Here is a 16,875-nt window from a genome sequence, read left to right as displayed (position 1 = left end):
CGGGCACTGTGGGCAGGCCCGGGCTCCGTGGACTTCGACGGACAGTTCTATTCCTTCCGTAACGCGCACAGTTGGCCCAAGCCGTACTCCGAGTCGGGTGTGCCGCTGCACATCGGTGGGCACAGTGCGGCGGCGGCGCGTAGGGCCGGTCGGCTCGGCGACGGATTCCAGCCCCTCGGCCTGGCCGGGGACGAACTCGATCAGGCTATCGACCGGATGCGGACCGCGGCGGTCGACGCCGGACGTGACACCGGGGAGGTCGAACTGGTGCTGGGGTCCACCCTGCCGCGGTTGAACGAGGAGACCCTCGAGTGGGCACGTGAGCGGGGCGCCGGCCGTCTCGTCGTGGGGGCGTCGCGAAAGGCGGATTCGCTCGACCGCGTGATCGACGAGATGAGCGAGTGTTCGGCTCGGCTGGGACTGTGCTGAGATTCGGCGGACGGTGCTCACTCCGGCACCGTGACCGGTAGATCCTCCGAGAAATCGACGACCAGTTCCCGTCGGCTGAACCGCCATCCGGTGCCGACCAGAACGTAGCTGTCCTGATAACAAAGCGCGATCCGGTTGTCGCGGAAACCGGATTCACGCGGATAGATGTGATGCGCCGTGCAGTACGTCTCACCGGACGCGATGCTGTCCCGGGCGTCGATCACCTGCTGGTGCACCACGTGGCGGGTGGAGTGCAGGTGCGAGACCGCATCCACCACGGCCTCCGCGAGCGCCTCGTTGCCGCTCAGCTCCACCGCGGCTCCGGTGCCGGAGAGCTGTGGCGGGAGGACGAATACCGCGTCCGCGGTGAACAACTCCGCCAGGGCCGACGGCTCCCTCCGGTCGACGGCGCGGGCGTAACGGGCGGTGAGTTCGGTGAGCGCGTATCCGGGAGGCATCCCCCCATCACAGCGGAGTGCGGCTGACCGGGCAACCGCTTCCCGCTCATCGAGATGCCGGCTCCGCGGCGTGCGGCTGCACGTTTAACGTCCAGCACGACGTCGCAACCGGCCGCGGTGATGCAGGAGGAGAAACGCTGATGCAGTTGAGGGAAACGCCGGAGCAAGGCGAGCTCAGGAAGGAGCTGCGCGCCTACTTTGCGGCGCTTCTGCCCGAGGAGAAGCGACGTGTGGCCGGTGAGCAGGGTGTGGGCGGCGAGTACTTTCGCGAGGTCGTGACGCTGCTCGGAAAGGACGGCTGGCTCGGCATCGGGTGGCCGGTGGAATACGGCGGACAGGGCCGTTCGATCGAGGACCAGTTCGTGTTCTTCGACGAGGTTCAGCGCGCCGGCCTGCCCTTCCCGTTCGTCACCGTCAACACCGTCGGCCCGACACTGATGAAATACGGCACCGAGGAACAGAAGGCGCGCTTCCTGCCGGGCATCCTCGCCGGCGACATCGTGTTCGCCATCGGGTACACCGAGCCCGAGGCGGGCACGGACCTGGCGTCGCTGAAGACCCGTGCGGTCCGCGACGGCGACCGGTGGGTGGTGGACGGCAACAAGATCTTCACCAGTGGTGCCAACACCGCCGACTATGTCTGGCTGGCATGCCGCACCGATAGCGATGCCCCCAAGCACAAAGGCATCTCGATCCTCATCGTTTCCACGGATGATCCCGGGTTCAGCTGGTCGCCGATCCACACCGTCGGCGGGCTGACCGTGACCTCGACCTACTACAGCGGAATCCGGGTCACCGATCAGGACGTCGTCGGCGACGTGAACGGCGGATGGCAGCTGATCACCGCGCAGCTGAACCACGAGCGGGTCGGACTCGCCGCGCTCGGCGGACGCACCCTCGGGCTGTGGCATCAGGTGCTCGAATGGGCCCGGGACACCGGCGCGATCGAGATCCCCTGGGTCCAGCAGGACTTCGCCCGGACGCACGCCAAACTCGAGGCGATGCGTCTGCTGAACTGGAAGATGACCGCCGCAGTCGCGCAGGACACGCTGTCCGGTGCGGATGCCGGCGCCACCAAGACCTACGGCACAGAGACTCATGTGGACGTCTACCGCACCCTGCTCGGAATCCTCGGCGCCGCAGGCAGGATCCGGCCGGATTCACCCGGAGCGTTGCTCGCCGGACAGATCGAGCAGATCTCGAGGCAAGGCATCGTGAACACCTTCGGCGGTGGGGTCAACGAAGTGCTGCGCGACATGGTGGGCACGCTCGGCCTCGGACTCGTCCGGGAAAGGAGGGTGAAATGAGTGAGGTGCTGACAAGGTTGCGTGCCTTCGAAGGACAGACGTTGGTCCCGGAGACGTGGGGCCCGGATCCGGTGAACACTCCCATGATCCGGCACTGGACCGATGCCATGGGCGCGACCAGCGCGATCTACCTCGACGACGATGCCGCCCTCGCCACGGGAAGACCGGGCGCGGTGGCGCCGGCCCAGATGCTGCAGGTGTGGACCATGCGCACCTACGCGGACAAGATGGCGGGCGCAGACCCGTCCCCGGTCTGGACCGACTTGATCGCGACCCTCGACGAGGCCGGTTTCACGTCCGTGGTGGCCACCGACTCCGACCAGGAATTCTTCACGGAACTGCGTCCCGGCGACCGGGTGAGCGTCACCGAGGTGATCGAGAGCATTTCTCCCGAGAAGTCGACGGGCCTCGGTGCAGGGCACTTCGTCACCACGGTGAAGACCTACCGCAACTCGGACGGTGAGGTGGTGGGGACCCAGCGCTGGCGCACCCTCCGGTTCCGGCCGGCCGAGAAGGAGCACGCCGGATCACTTCGGCAGGAGCCTGGCCGCCCGGACCGCCCGCGCCCGGCGCTCAACCAGGACAACACTTTCTGGTTCGAGGCGGCCGAGGATCATCGCCTGGTGATCCAGCGATGCGCCGACTGCGGTGTACTCCGCCACCCCCCGGGACCGATGTGTGGGCGGTGCCGGTCCACCGCGTGGGACACCGTGGACGCCTCGGGCCGAGGCAGCGTCTACTCCTTCGTGGTCAATCATCATCCGAAGATCGACGCCTTCGACTATCCACTGCTCGTCGCGGTGATCGAACTCGACGAGGGCACTCGCCTGATCGCCAATATGACCGGTGTCGAACCGGATCAGGTGTACATCGGGATGCCGGTGGAACTGGACTGGATCGACGCAGACCCGGAACTGACGCTTCCCGCGTTCCGGCCCGCCGTATCGGAGGAACTCTGATGGACTTCACTTTCAGTGAGGAGCAGGACGCCGTCCGCCAACTGGCGGTGGACGTCTTCGCTTCCAGGTGCGATACCGACCGGCTGAAGGCCGTCGAGTCGTCCGACGACCGGATCGACCGTGAACTGTGGCGTGAGCTGGGTTCGACGGGCCTGCTCGGCATCGCTCTGCCGGAGGATCTGGGCGGCGGCGGCATGGGGTTGGCCGAGTTGTACGTGCTGCTCGAGGAACAGGGCAGGCGGGTGGCACCGGTCCCGCTCTGGCCGCACACCCTGGGTGCGCTGGCCATCACCGAATTCGGCACTGCGGACCAGCGTGCGGAGTGGGTGCCGCGGGCGGCCGAAGGTGACGTGTACCTGACCGTCGGGCTCGAGGAATTCGGCCCCCACACCGGCGGTGCGCCTGCCACCACGGCCGTCGAGAACGAGGGGGTCTGGACGCTGACCGGCGCGAAAGCCGCGGTTCCCGTGGTTCATGTGGCGGAATGCGTGCTCGTCTCGGCCAGCACGGAGTCGGGCCCCGCGTTGTTCCTCGTGAACCCGGAGTCCGTCGGGGTCACCGCGGTGCACACCCAGTCGACCACCCGTGAGATCTGTGCCAATCTCACCTTCGAGTCGGCACCTGCCGAACTGCTCGGACCCGCAGACGGCGCCGCGGTCGACTGGTTGGTGGACCGGGTGGAACTGGCCGGCGCCGCACTGGCTCTCGGCGTCGGAGCGGGAGCCGTCACCCAGGCGGTGACCTACGTCAACGGCCGCATCCAGTTCGGTCGCCCACTGGCCACCTTCCAGGCCGTCAACCATCAGCTCGCCGACTGCTACATCGACCTCGAAGCGATGAAAGTGACGTTGTGGCAGGCAGTGTGGCTGCTCGCCAATGGCGAGGATCCCGGAACCGCAGTGCTGGTGGCGAAGTGGTGGGCCACCGATGGCGGTCAGCGCGTGGTGCACCGGACCCAGCACGTGCACGGCGGCATCGGCGTCGACACCGACTATCCGCTGCACCGGCACCTGCTGTGGGGCAAGCAAATCGCCGCCACTCTCGGCGGCGCCAGTTCCGACCTGGCGCGCCTCGGCGCCCAACTCGCATCCGGTATCGAGGTGGTCGCGTGAGTGGGGTCATATCGGCACCGGGCACCCGTGCCTACGCCGACATCCGGGTCGGTCAGGTGCTTCCCGAAGTGGCGATCCCACTGACACGCACCCTCATCGTGGCAACGGCTCTCGCGACCAGGGACTTCCAGGACGTCCACCACGATCCCGACCTCGCCCGTGAGCGCGGATCGAAGGACGTGTTCATGAACATCCTGACCACCAATGGCCTGGTGGGCCGCTTCGTCACCGACTGGGCGGGTGACCACACCACGTTGCGGCGCATCGTGATCCGGCTCGGAGCGCCCAACTACGCCGGTGACACCATGACTCTCGCGGGCACGGTGACACACAAGGAGGACGGCCTCGTGGTGGTGGACGTGCGGGGTACGAACAGCCTGGGCGCGCATGCCACCGGCACCGTCACCGTGGCGTTCCCCGGCGAAGAAGGGAACGCATGATGGTGACGAGTCCACTCTCCGGCGCCGCGGCAATCGTCGGCATCGGAGCGACAGAATTCTCCAAGAACTCCGGCCGCAGCGAACTGCAGCTGGCCTGCGAGGCGATCGTGGCGGCTCTCGGCGATGCCGGAATCGACCCGTCCGAAGTGGACGGTCTCTCGACCTACACCGCCGAGACCAACGGTGAGATACTGGTTGCCCGCAACACCGGGATCGGCGAGCTGAAATTCTTCTCCCGCATCGGATACGGCGGCGGTGCCGCGTGTGCAACCGTGCAGCAGGCAGCCATGGCCGTCGCGACCGGTGTCGCGGAGGTCGTGGTGTGTTACCGAGCCTTCAACGAACGATCAGGGGTCCGGTACGGGCTCGGTCAGCACGACCGGGCCATGGACAGTACCGCGGACCGTGCTGCCTATTCGTGGCTCACGCCACAGGGATTGTCGACGCCCGCGCAGTGGGTCGCCATGTTCGCCCGGCGCTACATGCACCAGTACGGCGCCACCAGCGAGGACTTCGGCCGGGTGGCGGTGGTGGCCCGCGAGCATGCGGCCGTCAACCCCAGGGCCTGGTTCTACGAGCGGCCCATCACCCTGGAAGACCACCAGAGCTCACGGTGGATCGCCGAACCGCTACACCTGCTCGACTGCTGCCAGGAAACCGACGGCGGGCAGGCCCTCGTCATCGTCTCCGCCGAGCGCGCCCGGGACCTGGCCCACGCTCCCGCGCTGATCAAGGGTGCGGCCCAGGGATCGGGCAAGGACCAGCACATGATGACCAGCTACTACCGGCCGGACATCACCGGGATCCCCGAGATGGGGCTCGTCGCCGAGCAACTCTACGGCCAGAGCGGCCTGACACCGGAGGACATCTCGGCCGCAATCCTCTACGACCACTTCACGCCGTTGGTGCTTCCACAGCTCGAGGAACTCGGCTTCTGCGCGCCGGGGGAGGCGAAGGACTTCATCCGGGAGGGCAACCTCGGGATCGGCGGCCGGCTGCCGTCGAACACACACGGCGGCCAGCTCGGCGAAGCCTATCTGCACGGCGTCAACGGTATCGCCGAGGCGGTGCGTCTCGTCCGCGGAACGTCGACCACCCAGCCGGACGCAGTGCGCAACGTCCTCGTGACAGCCGGCACGGCGGTACCCACCAGCGGCCTGATCCTGGGCAGTGAGGACTGACGACATGACCACGACAACGTCGTACACACCGGCAGGTCACTGGCGGGGGCGATCGCTCGGCACCCGCACGGTGTCCTACGACGAACGGGACGCCATCCTCTATGCGCTGTCGGTGGGCGCGTCGGCCTCGGAACTCGACCTCGTCTTCGAGAAGCACCTCCGGGTGCTGCCGACGTTCGCGCTCACTCTCGCTCAATGGGCGCCGGACGAACTGGGTTCGCGCGGCGGATTCGACACCGCCACGGCACTGCACGGCTCTCAGCAGTTGACGGTCAAGGCACCACTGCCGCCCCACGGAGAGGTCACCATGTCGGCCTCGGTGGGTGAGGTGTGGGACAAGGGCTCGGCCGCGCTGTTCGAGGTGGAGGTGGAGTCCGACTACTTCGTGGCCACCTGGTCGTTGTTCGCGCCCGGTGCAGGCGGCTTCGGTGGTGACCGCGGACCGGCGAAATCCGCAGGACCGCAAGGCGAACCGGCGACCGAAGGCGTCCTGGCAACAGCCGAGAACCAGGCGGCACTCTACCGGCTGACGGGCGACCGGCACCACATCCACATCGACCCGGAGGCCGCCGCGCGCATCGGGCAGCCACGTCCGATCATGCACGGCCTGTGCACCCTGGCCGCGAGTACCGTCGAATTGGCGCGCCTGCTGGGCGTGCACGCCGCCGACCTCGTCGAACTGGAGGGACGTTTCGTCGCACCGTTGTTCCCCGGAAGCACCCCGACCCTGCGTGTGTGGGGCGGTGCCGAGGATGCGCAGTTCGAACTGGTCGAGAACGGCCAGGCGTGCGTGACCGGAGCGCGAGCGGTATTCGGATAGTCATGCCCGCCGCACCACCCCCCGCTTGTCGCCTCCCGCTGTCGCCGAATGTCACACCGGTGCAGTCGAACTGAACGAATGTGACATTGGGCGACGGGGTGGGGTGACGGAGTGAGCGTCGGGGCGGACGTCAGGGGTGCAGGGCGAGGAAGCGGGCCGGGTACTCGCCACCACCGTGCACGGCCAGGTCGGCACCGTTGACGTACGACGCCAGGGGGCTCGACAGGAAGAGGCAGGCATTGGCGACGTCGGACGGTACGGCCATACGCTCCATGGGCAGTGTGCGGGTGACGGCCGCTCCGCCGTCTTCGCCGTACACCGACGCCGCCGCTTCCGTCCGGATGAGGCCGGTGGTGATGTGATTGATCCGGACCTTCGGTGCCCACTCGAGTGCCAGCGCCTTCGTCAACATCAGCAGACCGGCTTTGGCGGCGCTGTAGGCGGCGGTGCCCGGTTGGGGTTGATGGGCGGAGACGCTGCCGATGTTCACGATCGACCCGCCGTCGGGCTGTGTCTGCATCACCGCGTTGGCCGCTTGCGCCGCGTTGAACGGTGCCAGCAGGTTCAGGGCGACGATCTTTTCCACGAAGCGGGGCGACACGGTGGCGGCGTCGGCGTCGGGGGAACCACCCGCATTGTTGATGAGCACGTCGAGTCGGCCGAAGCGGGTGACGGCCTCGGTGATCAGGGCACCGGCGTCTTCCGGGTCACGGATGTCGGTGGCGCGGAAGGCGGCGGCGCGGCCATCGCAGTCCGGGAGGGTGTCCGGCTGGTTTCGGCCGCAGACGATCACGTCGGCTCCGGCGCGGAGAAAGTGTTCGGCGATTACGAAACCGATGCCCTTGGTTCCGCCGGTCACGACGACGGCGCGGCCGGTGAAGTCGATCGAGTAAGGGAGAGTCACGGCGAGCCTTCAGGTCCGGGAGCGCGGGCGCTCGAGGTGGTGCGGCGTCGTCACAGGAAGTGTCCGACACCAAGCAATTGCTTGGTTGATACTAGGTGAACAGGGGCGGACATGGGCAAACTCGGAGGCAAGGTGGCGTTGATCACGGGTGCCGGTCACTCCGGGGGTGGCCAGTCGCGCTGGGGATGAGGTGCGGTCCTGCCCGGCGGGACGAGTTTGCGCGGTCCCGCCCACCGGGAGGGGACAGCACGACACCGGAACCCTCGACTATTTTTCGGACGATCGAGATGAGCGAATTTTCGTACCGAGAGGTTCCCACCAGCGATGACGACCGTTGACACGCCACGTAGTTCACGTTCAGTACTGGTCACAGTGGCCGCTGTCGTGGAGGAGACGCCGGACTCCCGGTCGCTGGTCTTCGACCTCCCCGAAGCGCGCAAGCGCGAATTCGTCTACAAGCCGGGCCAGTTCCTCACGCTGCGGATCCCGAGTGAGCTGACCGGCTCGGTCGCCCGGTGTTACTCGCTCGCGAGTTCACCGTTCACCGGTGAACTGCCGAAGGTGACGGTGAAGCGCACCGCAGGCGGTTACGGCTCGAACTGGCTCTGCGACAACGTCGATGTCGGCGACATCATCGAAGTCCTGCCGCCTGCCGGTCTGTTCACGCCTGCCACATTCGACGACGATCTGCTGTTGTTCGCAGCGGGTAGTGGTATCACGCCGGTGATGTCCATCCTCAAATCGGCGCTGACCGAGGGCGATCGCGACATCGTTCTCGTCTACGCCAACCGGGACGAGAAGTCGGTCATTTTCGCCGAGGAGTTGCGGGAGCTGAGCCGCCGCCACCACGACAGGCTGACCGTGATCCACTGGCTCGAGAGCGTTCAGGGTCTCCCGACTCCGGAGCAGTTGGCGCGAATCTCGGCTCGTCTCGGCGACCACCGCGCGTTCCTGTGCGGTCCGCGTCCCTTCATGGACGTTGTGCACGCGGCGACGGCTCTCACCGGGGTGCCCCGCGACCGGGCGCACGCCGAGGTCTTCACGTCGCTGTCGGGTGACCCCTTCGCCGACATGGCCCCGGTGGAAGCTGTCACGGACGAGGGTGACACCGCCGAGGTCACGGTGCGCATGGACGGCGAGGTCCACAATCTCACCTGGCCGCGGCGGTCCACGTTGGTCGACATCATGATCGCGCGAGGACTCGACGTCCCGTATTCGTGCCGCGAAGGGGAATGCGGATCGTGCGCGTGCACGGTGGTCGACGGTGAGGTGGCGATGGAGAACGCCGCGATCCTCGATCCCGAGGACGTCGAGGACGGCTACATCCTGGCCTGCCAGGCCCGGCCGGTCAGCAAGCACGTCGAGATCGAGTTCTAGCAAGCGTCCGGGTGGGGTCGATCCACCCCTGGGGTTGCTACCAGGTGCACCCGGACTCAGCGAGAGTGGACAGTGTCCTTCTCCACCGATCCCAGGAGCACCGAATGACCATCCGCCACACCGTCGCCGCCATTGCCTTTGCCGCACTTCCGATCCTCGGCGCCTTCGGAGCGGCCACCGCCGCTCACGCCGTACCGGTAGACCCGAACAACGGCCCGGGAAAGGGTTGCCCCATCGTCGAGGACGACGAGAACGGCAACACCACAGTCGTCGGATACGCGAATCCCGGTGACCGCAACGGCGTCCTGGTCTGCGGTAAGGACGGCGAGTGGTCCTTCGGCAAGGCAGGCGGCGGACTGGACAGCCGGCCCGGTGCGATCCAGAACGGGCCGGGGCTGGCAATCGGGTAGTGGACGTCAGTGCCGACCACAGTGCCGACCACACGGCGCCGACCACACGGTGCCGACCACAGGGCGCCGACCACAGGGCGCCGACCACACGGCGCCGACCACACGGCGCCGACCACACGGCAGCCGTCGTGCAACTCGCCCGGTCCGTTGCGGTCACCGAACCGGACGAGCCGCAGCTGTTCTCAGCCGAGCGCTGAGATCGCCTTCGCGACGCCTTCGCCGTAGGCGGGATCGCACTGGGTGCAGTTGTCGATATGGCGCTCGATCACTTGTTGGGATGCGCCGTTGATGGCGCGTGCGGTGTTGTCGAACAGCACCTGCTTCTGTTCGGGGTTCATCTTGTTGAACAGGACGCGGGGTTGCGAGAAGTAGTCGTTGTCGTCCTCGCGGTAGTTGAAGTGGTCCGCGGTGGCGCCGACGGCCTGTGCGGGATCGCGGTATTGCGGCTGTTCCTGCCATTTGCCGTAGCTGTTCGGTTCGTAATGCAGGGTGCCGCCCTGGTTTCCGTCGACGCGCATGGCGCCGTCACGATGGAAGTTCGCGGTGGGGCATCGTGGGGCGTTGACCGGGATCTGGTAGTTGTTGACGCCCAACCGGTAGCGCTGGGCATCACCGTAGGAGAACAACCGGCCCTGGAGCATCTTGTCGGGGGAGAAGCTGATACCGGGCACCACGTTGGCCGGGTTGAACGCGGCCTGTTCGACCTCGGCGAAGTAGTTGTCGGGGTTGCGGTCGAGTTCCCATTCGCCGACCTCGATCAGTGGGTAGTCGCCCTTGGGCCATACCTTCGTGAGGTCGAACGGATGGTAGGGGACGGTCGCCGCATCGGCCTCGGGCATGATCTGGACGCACAGCTTCCATTTCGGGAAGTCACCGCGTTCGATGGCGTCGAACAGGTCACGCTGGTGGCTTTCGCGGTCGGCGCCGACCAGGGCCGCGGCCTCGGCGTCGGTGAGGTTCTCGACGCCCTGCTGGACCCGGTGGTGGAACTTGACCCAGAACCGTTCGCCGTCGGCGTTGATGAAGCTGAAGGTGTGGGAACCGAATCCGTGCATGTGCCGGTAGGAGGAGGGGATGCCGCGCTCGCTCATGACGATGGTGACCTGGTGCAGCGATTCCGGGAGCGAGGTCCAGAAGTCCCAGTTGTTGTTGGGGCTGCGCAGGTTCGTGCGGGGGTCACGCTTGACGGCGTGGTTGAGATCGGGGAATTTGAGGGGGTCGCGGAAGAAGAAGACGGGGGTGTTGTTGCCGACGAGGTCCCAGTTGCCTTCCTCGGTGTAGAACTTGACCGCGAATCCGCGGATATCGCGTTCGGCGTCGGCTGCGCCGCGCTCGCCGGCGACGGTGGAGAACCGGGCGAAGAGTTCGGTCTGCTTCCCGACCTCGGAGAAGATCTTCGCCGTGGTGTATCGGGTGATGTCGTTGGTGACGGTGAATGTGCCGTACGCGCCCGAGCCCTTGGCGTGCATGCGGCGTTCGGGGATGACCTCGCGGTCGAAGTGGGCGAGCTTCTCGAGGAACCAGACGTCTTGGAGCAGCTGCGGGCCGCGGGGCCCGGCCGTGACGACGTTCTGGTTGTCCGGGACCGGTGCACCGACAGCGGTGGTGAGCTTGTCGCTCCCGGTCGAATTCATCTCTTGGCTCACTGTGGATCCCTTTCGTTGCCGGCTGTCGCCCGGGGTACGTCGTGGCAGTGGGGGCGGGTGCCCCCGTAGAGAACTTCGGCTTCACCGACGATGTAGCCGTGCGTGGAACCTGATGTCAGGCAAGGAGCTTGGCTGATCGAGGAGTCTGCATCGCGAATCGCGCCACACGGTCGGCACGCCACGAGAGGACGGTTGGCGCCCACGCTCGTCCCGATGGCGACGAGCCCAGGTTGTGTGTCCACCGTCACACCACACCACCGTTTCTTGAGTTAGTCAAGAAAGCGCAGACTAATTCCGCGCGGACGGCACGCATTCCAGCGCAGTCTCGAGGAACTCGGCGGGGACCTCGGGCCACTCAGGACTCCAGTGTCCGGACCGCTGATCCTCGCGGAGTGCGGTCAGGACGCGAACCACGAGAGGTCCACCGTCCGAGAGGTAGCGCACGAACCCGATCCGCGCGCAGGTGGCCGCCACCGAGGCCAGCAGCGTCTTCGCCTCGTCGAACCGTCCGGCGGCGGCCAGGCAGGCCACGAGGAGTCGCTTGGCCTGCAACGCCGCTTTCGGCCGTCGCTGTCCTTCGACGCGGCGCACCCAGGCCTCCGCCCGGCGGCAGGCCTCGCCGGGATCGGTGTCGAGTTGCCGGCGAATCTCCGTGGCGTCGTCGAGTTGCGCGACGATCTCCGCGTATCCCGAGTCGGGTTCCGCCGTTCGTTTCCCAGCGGTCAGCGGCGGAAGCGCCGGTGCGGGGAGACCTAGTCGTTCGCGCTCGTTCTCCACCCGGGCCCGCAGTCGCGGCAGACCGAGCGACAAAGCCGCCGCCGCACCCTCGTTGAGGTGCTGTGCCGCCGACGCCAGGTCACCGCGTTCCGCCTTGATCCGCGCGCCCGTCACGAACCGGGCGACCATGAAATCGACTATGCCGCCCTCGGGTCCGAGTTCGTAGCTTTCGTCGAGCAGGCGTTCGGCCTCGTCGAGGTCACCGAGTTCGTAGAGGAGTTCGCCGAGCAGCGCCCCGGCCAGGCGCGAGGCATGGCTGTGATGACCGTTCGACCGGTTCGCCACCTGCAGGGCCAGCCGGAAGTTGTCCTCCGCCGCCTCGATGTCGAGTTGCTCGGACGCCGCGAGACCGGCGAAGCAGTACCCGTACATGTTGCTGAAGGCGCCGATGGTCTTCTGGTGGTACACGGCTCCCCACTCCTGCAGCCGGCGAGCCTCGGCGAAATCGAACTCGGCGAGCGCGACGGCGGACGCAATGTTGACGGCCGCGGACACCACCCACGGCCGTAACGTTTCAGGCCGGGTCAGACATTCCGAAATGAGATCGGACACGCCCACGACACGGTCGGACGACACCGCGATCACCGCCCGCACGATGTCCGCCTCCACTCGGATGTCTCGTGCGTCCGATTCGCCCACGTCCGACGATTCGAGGGTCGCCTCCACCCGCTTCAACGCTCTCCGGGCGGGTCCGGCACGCTGGAGCAACACGTTGGCCCAGGCCACGGCCATCTGGATGCGGGGACTGGAGTCCACCAGGGCCGACGGCAGTTTCTCGACCAGACACAGCAGCGCCATCATCCGAGAGTTCTCCACCAGATACTGTCCCTGCGACTCCACCATCGCCACGGCCATCTCCTCGTCACCCGCGGCCAGTGCATGATCGACCGCGTCGTTGACGAAGTGGTGTTCACCGAACCAGGCCGCCGCCACCCGGTGCAACGCGGTCACTCGCTCGGGATCGTCGCGCTCCAGGCGCCGGCGGAGATACTCGGCGAACAGATGGTGATACTCGAACCACTCCCGGTCCTCGTCGAGGGGATGAAGGAAGAGGTCGCGGGCCTCGACCTCCTCCAGCAGGGCCTGCCCCCGCGTGACACCGGCGAGCGCGGAGGCGAGATCGCCACAGATTCGTTCGGTGATCGATGTGGCCATCATGAAGTCGAGCAGCGACGGTTCGAGATTCTTCAGCACGTTCTCCGCGAGATATTCGCCGATCGCCTGATGGCGCCCCGACATGTGCTTGATCAATTTGCCGGGATCCGCGTGATCTCGCAGCGACAGCGAGGCCAGTTGCAGAGCGGCAACCCACCCGTCCGTGGTCTTCTCGAGTGCTTCGACATCGGAGTCGGCGAGCTCGAGTCCACAAAGATCGACCAGGAACCGCTGTGACTCGGTGAGATCGAATCGCAATGCCAGCGAATCGATCTCGACGAGTTCGTCGCGCACCCGCATCTTCGCGACGGGGAGGCCGGCCTGACTGCGACTCGTCACCACCAACTGAAGATGGTGGCAGCCGTTCTCCAGGAGGAAGTCCATCGCCCCGATGGTGTCGGGGTCGGTGACCCGGTGCCAGTCGTCGATGAACACCACCACGTGGCGGTGGCTCTCGTGGATCTGATCCACGAGCGAGGTCAGCACGTAGCGGACCGCGTCGGCGCCGTTCTCCTCGAGTGCCTGCCCGAGTTCGTCCGCGAGGGACGGTTCGGCGCGGCGGATCGCCTCCACGAGGTGGGAGAGGAACCACACCACGTTGTTGTCGTCGTTGTCGACGGTCAGCCACGCGGCGATCGCGCCTTCCTCTACCAGGACGTTGCGCCACTGCGCGGCGACCGTGCTCTTACCGAAACCCGCCGGCGCATGGATGAGTGTGAGCCGTCTCCGCTGCCCCGAACGCAGCTTCTCGAGCAACCGGGCGCGTCCCACCAGCGGCCGCATGGCCGAGGGTGGACGGAATCGCGCGGCGGCGCTCGGTGGGGTGGCGCCGGACCGCCGTCGATAGCTGCGACTCCGACCCGGCACCGGGGTTTCGGTAGTGGCCGCCGAACCCTGATCGGCGTGCGGGAATTCGTCGGCAGCCGCGGGAAGCGCGATCTCGTCGACCTCGAGACCGTGCATGCGTTCGATATCGCGCAGTTCCTCACCGAACTCGGCTGCGGAAGCCGGCCGATCCGCCGGGTCCTCGGCCATGGCGTGCTCGATGGCGGCGCACACGTCGTCGGGAATCTCATGACCGCGCAGGTCCGGGATCGGCTGGGTGGAGATGCGCAGAAACTGTGCGACCAGCCGCTCACCGCTGCGCCGTTCGAATGCGGCATGCCCGGTGAGCAGGCAGAACAGTGTGGCGCCCAGGCTGTAGACGTCGGAGGCCGGAGTGGGCGGTTCGCCACGGAGGACCTCGGGTGCGGTGAACGCGGGTGAACCGGCGATCGTGCTGGTCGTGGTCTCGAAGCCGCCGGATACGCGGGCAATCCCGAAATCGGTGAGCTGCGGCTCGCCGTACCCGGTGAGCAGAATGTTCGCCGGCTTGACGTCGCGATGAAGGGTGCCCATCCGGTGCGCCGTCTCGAGTGCGCCCGAGAGTTTGACGCCCACACGCAGCACCTCTCGCCAGGGCAGTGGCCCTTCCCGGCGCAGCCATTTGTCCAGCGAGTTCCGCGGGTGATAGGGCATCACGATGAACGGGCGGCCCCTTCGGGTGACCCCGGCCTGGAGGATGTCCACTACATTCGGATGCCCCGACAGTTTCCCCATCGCGCGCTGCTCCCGGATGAACCGTTCGCGTTCCTCGTCCCTCAGGCCGGCGGACAGCACCTTGATCGCCACCGTGCGGTCGAGCCCGGTCTGGCGGCAGCGGTAGACGACACCGAACCCGCCCCTGCCGATCTCGTGCGCGTCGTCGAATCCTTCTTCCGACAGTTCTGCGGCGATATCGGCGACGACGACCCGTTGCGTCATGTGCGGGTCCGGTGCGGATGGCCCGGAATGATCTCCCGGCTGTCGTGGCACACTCAATCCCATCACCTTCTCGGTGCACTGATGCCAGCATAACGCGGTCGGGCACCGCTCACAGGGATCTCACGGAGCCGCCGGAAAGAGGAGAAACACAGTGACGGACAGCGGTATTGCAACAGCCGAGACGAGCGTCGCCGAGCAGACTCTGGCGAATCTGCTCGACGCGCGGATCAGCTGCAGAGCCTTCCTGCCCACCCCGGTGCCGCGTCAGGTGATCACGCGCATCCTGGAACTGGCGCAGCAGACGCCGTCCTGGTGCAACACCCAGCCGTGGCAGGTCGCGATCACCGAGGGGGACGCGACCGGCCGGTTCCGGGCGGGATTGGGCGACTACGTGCGCACCCACCCGCAGGAGTCCGATATCGAGTGGCCCCGCGAGTACCGGGGCGAGTACAAGCTGCGGCGGCGCGAGTGCGCGATGCAGCTGTATTCCAGCGTGGGAATCGCGGCAGGCGACCGGGCGGCATCGGCCGAGCAGACGATGAAGAACTTCGAACTCTTCGGGGCCCCGCACGTCGCGATCATCACCACCGACGAAGCGCTCGGAACCTACGGCGCCGTCGACTGCGGTCTGTACGTCCAGACCTTCCTCCTCGCCGCGCAGAGCCTCGGTATCGCAACCATCCCGCAGGCGGCGCTCGCAGGCAGTTCCCGCTACATCCACGATTTCTTCGCCCTGCCGGAGGACCGTCAGGTGGTGTGTGCGATCTCGTTCGGTTACGCCGACGCCGAGAATCCCGCCAACGGATTCCGCACCGCGCGCGAGGCCGTCCAGAACGTTGCCCAGTGGGTGTCGCAGTAACGTGCCCGGTTCCGAGCGGTCCGGTCGGGACGCAGTGTTCTCCCGTCTGCGGCGATATCCCGACGTCGAGGCACCGAATCTGACGGCCGTCGACGCCACGGATCGGCTGATTCTCGACGAGGCGGCCGAAGCGCTGTCCGCGGCGAGGCCCGGCACGGTCACCGTCATCGGAGACCACTACGGCGCGCTCACTCTCGGTGCGGCGGCCACGCACGGCCAGACCGGCATCCGGGTCCACCAGGACCCGCTGACCGGAGAACAGGCCTTGGCGAACAACGCGGACGCGGCCGGAATGGCGAGCTGCTACCGCCCGTGTGACCTGGGGAAGGACCTGCTCGACGGTGCGACAGTGGTGCTCTTGCAGTTGCCGCGGAGCCTGAACGAACTCACGGAGATCGCGGAGTCGATCGCCCGCTACGCGGACCCGGCAGTGCTCGTCTATGCGGGCGGACGCGACAAACACATCTCCACCGCCATGAACGAGGTGCTCGGGCGCTCGTTCACCGTCGTCCGCGCGACACTCGGCAGGCAGAAGTCGCGGGTGCTGATCGCGCACGGTCCGCGCAGCACCGCCGAACCGTCCTTTCCCGTCATCGGACACCTGGGCGACATCGGATTGGACGTCGTATCGCATGGGGCCGTGTTCGCGGGTTCCGCACTCGACATCGGGACGCGGTACCTTCTCGAGTTTCTTCCCCGCGTGAACCCGCAGGCGCGTACCGCCGTCGATCTCGGGTGCGGGACGGGGATCCTCGCGGTCAGCCTCGCCCGGCTCCGACCCGATATCTCCGTGATCGCCACCGACCAGTCCGCGGCGGCGGTGGCGTCGGCAGCCGCGACCGCCTCGGCCAACGGAGTTGCCGACCGCGTGCGGACGGTGCGCGACGACGCGATGTCCACCCTGGCGTCCGCGAGTCAGGATGTCATCCTGTGCAATCCTCCGTTTCATCTCGGCGCCGCCGTCCATACCGGTGGCGCGCTGAAGATGTTCGCCGGGGCGGGCCGGGTGCTCCGGCCCGGCGGCGAACTGTGGACCGTCTACAACTCACATCTGGGCTATCGCGGCCGGTTACAGAAACTCGTCGGAGCCACGGAAGTCGTCGGCCGGAACCCTAAGTTCACCGTCACCAGGTCGGTGGCCTGACCGCCACGCCGGCCGCCTCGTCTGGCGAGCGCGGACACGGCACCGGTAGAGTCCGAATTGTCCGGCCCGAACCGGCCGGCGGGAACTTGCGGCA

Annotated in this window: 15 protein-coding genes; 11 read left to right on the top strand and 4 right to left on the bottom strand. The window is 67.1% G+C overall.

Annotated features, from left to right (window positions below; genetic code table 11):
* On the top strand, positions 1–429 hold a 429-nt coding region (locus WAW17_RS00840; protein ID WP_422331137.1), incomplete at its 5' end, for an LLM class flavin-dependent oxidoreductase.
* Positions 430–446: 17 nt separating this feature from the next.
* Here WAW17_RS00840 and WAW17_RS00835 read toward each other — a convergent pair.
* Positions 447–887, bottom strand: a complete 441-nt coding sequence (locus tag WAW17_RS00835; protein WP_422331136.1) for a nuclear transport factor 2 family protein — start codon at positions 885–887, stop codon at positions 447–449.
* 140 nt (positions 888–1,027) lie between these two features.
* Here WAW17_RS00835 and WAW17_RS00830 point away from each other — a divergent pair, with 140 nt between their 5' ends.
* From WAW17_RS00830 to WAW17_RS00805, 6 genes are read left to right on the top strand one after another with little or no spacing between them, the layout of a single operon-like run.
* A complete protein-coding gene (locus WAW17_RS00830; RefSeq protein ID WP_422331135.1) occupies positions 1,028–2,194 on the top strand; it encodes an acyl-CoA dehydrogenase family protein in 1,167 nt (388 codons plus the stop codon).
* Positions 2,191–3,153 carry an OB-fold domain-containing protein gene (locus WAW17_RS00825; protein ID WP_422331134.1) on the top strand — a complete coding sequence of 321 codons (963 nt, stop codon included), beginning with the start codon at positions 2,191–2,193 and terminating at the stop codon, positions 3,151–3,153. Before WAW17_RS00830 ends, WAW17_RS00825 begins: the two co-directional genes overlap by 4 nt.
* Positions 3,153–4,265 (top strand): acyl-CoA dehydrogenase family protein, encoded by a 1,113-nt coding sequence (locus WAW17_RS00820; protein ID WP_422331133.1) that lies wholly within the window; start codon positions 3,153–3,155, stop codon positions 4,263–4,265. The genes WAW17_RS00825 and WAW17_RS00820 overlap by 1 nt, the downstream gene beginning before the upstream one ends.
* Positions 4,262–4,705 (top strand): MaoC family dehydratase, encoded by a 444-nt coding sequence (locus WAW17_RS00815; RefSeq protein WP_422331132.1) that lies wholly within the window; start codon positions 4,262–4,264, stop codon positions 4,703–4,705. The genes WAW17_RS00820 and WAW17_RS00815 overlap by 4 nt, the downstream gene beginning before the upstream one ends.
* A gap of 2 nt (positions 4,706–4,707) precedes the next feature.
* Positions 4,708–5,886, top strand: coding sequence for a lipid-transfer protein (locus tag WAW17_RS00810; protein ID WP_422331139.1), 1,179 nt, complete (start codon positions 4,708–4,710; stop codon positions 5,884–5,886).
* 4 nt (positions 5,887–5,890) lie between these two features.
* Positions 5,891–6,706 (top strand): MaoC/PaaZ C-terminal domain-containing protein, encoded by an 816-nt coding sequence (locus WAW17_RS00805; RefSeq protein ID WP_422331131.1) that lies wholly within the window; start codon positions 5,891–5,893, stop codon positions 6,704–6,706.
* 130 nt (positions 6,707–6,836) lie between these two features.
* On the opposite strand, the gene WAW17_RS00800 is transcribed toward WAW17_RS00805, so the two are convergent.
* On the bottom strand, positions 6,837–7,610 hold the full coding sequence (locus WAW17_RS00800) for an SDR family oxidoreductase (RefSeq protein ID WP_422331130.1): 774 nt from the start codon (positions 7,608–7,610) through the stop codon (positions 6,837–6,839).
* Positions 7,611–7,934: 324 nt separating this feature from the next.
* Here WAW17_RS00800 and WAW17_RS00795 point away from each other — a divergent pair, with 324 nt between their 5' ends.
* Both WAW17_RS00795 and WAW17_RS00790 read left to right on the top strand, forming a co-directional pair.
* Complete coding sequence (locus WAW17_RS00795; RefSeq protein WP_422331129.1) at positions 7,935–8,987, top strand: 2Fe-2S iron-sulfur cluster-binding protein; 1,053 nt, start codon at positions 7,935–7,937, stop codon at positions 8,985–8,987.
* A 104-nt stretch (positions 8,988–9,091) separates the two neighbouring features.
* Entirely contained in the window at positions 9,092–9,397 is a 306-nt protein-coding gene (locus tag WAW17_RS00790) for a hypothetical protein (RefSeq protein WP_422331128.1), read from the top strand.
* 182 nt (positions 9,398–9,579) lie between these two features.
* On the opposite strand, the gene WAW17_RS00785 is transcribed toward WAW17_RS00790, so the two are convergent.
* Together WAW17_RS00785 and WAW17_RS00780 are read right to left on the bottom strand one after the other, a co-directional pair.
* On the bottom strand, positions 9,580–11,031 hold the full coding sequence (locus WAW17_RS00785; protein WP_422331127.1) for a catalase: 1,452 nt from the start codon (positions 11,029–11,031) through the stop codon (positions 9,580–9,582).
* Positions 11,032–11,331: 300 nt separating this feature from the next.
* Positions 11,332–14,829 (bottom strand): protein kinase domain-containing protein, encoded by a 3,498-nt coding sequence (locus tag WAW17_RS00780; RefSeq protein WP_422331138.1) that lies wholly within the window; start codon positions 14,827–14,829, stop codon positions 11,332–11,334.
* 100 nt (positions 14,830–14,929) lie between these two features.
* On the opposite strand from WAW17_RS00780, the gene WAW17_RS00775 reads away from it, so the two are divergent.
* Both WAW17_RS00775 and WAW17_RS00770 read left to right on the top strand, forming a co-directional pair.
* Complete coding sequence (locus WAW17_RS00775; RefSeq protein WP_422331126.1) at positions 14,930–15,637, top strand: nitroreductase; 708 nt, start codon at positions 14,930–14,932, stop codon at positions 15,635–15,637.
* Position 15,638: 1 nt separating this feature from the next.
* Positions 15,639–16,781 carry a class I SAM-dependent methyltransferase gene (locus WAW17_RS00770; RefSeq protein ID WP_422331125.1) on the top strand — a complete coding sequence of 381 codons (1,143 nt, stop codon included), beginning with the start codon at positions 15,639–15,641 and terminating at the stop codon, positions 16,779–16,781.
* Positions 16,782–16,875 lie beyond the last annotated feature (94 nt).

This window comes from Rhodococcus sp. (in: high G+C Gram-positive bacteria), assembly GCF_049286785.1.
Taxonomy (GTDB): domain Bacteria; phylum Actinomycetota; class Actinomycetes; order Mycobacteriales; family Mycobacteriaceae; genus Rhodococcus_F.
This window is presented reverse-complemented; position numbering and strand designations above follow the sequence as displayed.